The 1,058-nt window shown below is 68.5% G+C and carries 2 protein-coding genes and 1 pseudogene; all 3 read left to right on the top strand.

Annotated features, from left to right (window positions below):
• Positions 1-264 (top strand): annotated as a pseudogene (locus tag HC022_RS27305) (NADH-quinone oxidoreductase subunit D); the annotation flags it as partial.
• Positions 265-357: 93 nt separating this feature from the next.
• On the top strand, positions 358-699 hold the full coding sequence (locus tag HC022_RS27300; RefSeq protein ID WP_040384427.1) for a hypothetical protein: 342 nt from the start codon (positions 358-360) through the stop codon (positions 697-699).
• A 95-nt stretch (positions 700-794) separates the two neighbouring features.
• On the top strand, positions 795-1,058 hold a 264-nt coding region (locus HC022_RS27295; RefSeq protein ID WP_175583758.1), incomplete at its 3' end, for an NAD(P)H-dependent oxidoreductase subunit E.

Genomic DNA, 1,058 nt, shown 5'->3' with positions numbered 1-1,058 from the left:
GCGCTCATCCACCACTTCAAGCTCTACACCGAGGGCTTCCATGTCCCCGCCGGCGAGGTCTATGCCGCCGTCGAGGCGCCCAAGGGCGAGTTCGGCGTCTATCTGGTGGCCGATGGCAGCAACAAGCCCTACCGCGCCAAGCTGCGCGCGCCGGGCTTCCTGCACCTGCAGTCGATGGACTACGTCTGCAAGGGGCACCAGCTGGCCGACGTGGCCGCAATCCTCGGGTCGCTCGACATCGTGTTCGGTGAGGTCGACCGCTGAGGCGGAGAGTTTAGCGGACCAGGGCGCGAGGCGCGCCGCGGTCCACCCGGCCCGTCGGAGGCCGTGACAGGAAAGAGGGACTTGAGGATCGTGATGCTGAAGAATTGCCTGGCGGTGCTGCCGCTCGTTGCAACCGCAGGCTGCCTTGCGCTGCCGCCCAAAGGGGTCGAGGACCAGCAGATGCTGGCGTTCGACGACGCCGTGGACTCGATCGGCTGCGCACTGGACTACGAAGCCGATTACCTTGCCGTCGAACTGCAGACCGGGCTGACCCGCGAGCAGATCCAGCAGGTCGCGAACTACCGCATCGCCGGCGGCAACGGCGAGCGCACCGAGACCGGCGGCTTCCGCCTGACCTCCGGCGCCTGCACCCCGGTCGCGGAACCGGCAGCCCCGGTCGCCGACGCGACCGGCGACATGGCCACCGCCGGCTGAACCGGGTGACGGGCTCCGACGCCATAACCCATGAGGGCCGCGAGGCCCGCGCGCGCCGCGCGCACTCCAGACCCTGAGAAAGAGGCCATCCGCCGATGCTGCGCCGTCTCCATCCCGAACAGCCAGAAAGCTTCGCCTTCACCCCGGACAACCTCGCCTGGGCCGAGGGGCAGATCACGAAGTATCCCGAGGGCCGTCAGGCCAGCGCGGTCATCCCGCTGCTGTGGCGCGCCCAGGAGCAGGAAGGCTGGCTGACCCAGAAGGCGATCGAGACCGTGGCCGACATGCTCGGCATGGCCTACATCCGGGTGCTCGAGGTGGCGACCTTCTACTTCATGTTCCAGCTGCAGCCGGTGGGA

This window comes from Salipiger sp. HF18 (assembly GCF_011806505.1).
Taxonomy (GTDB): domain Bacteria; phylum Pseudomonadota; class Alphaproteobacteria; order Rhodobacterales; family Rhodobacteraceae; genus Salipiger; species Salipiger thiooxidans.
Note: the sequence above shows the minus strand (reverse complement) of the source record. Positions and strands in the feature narration are given on the sequence as shown.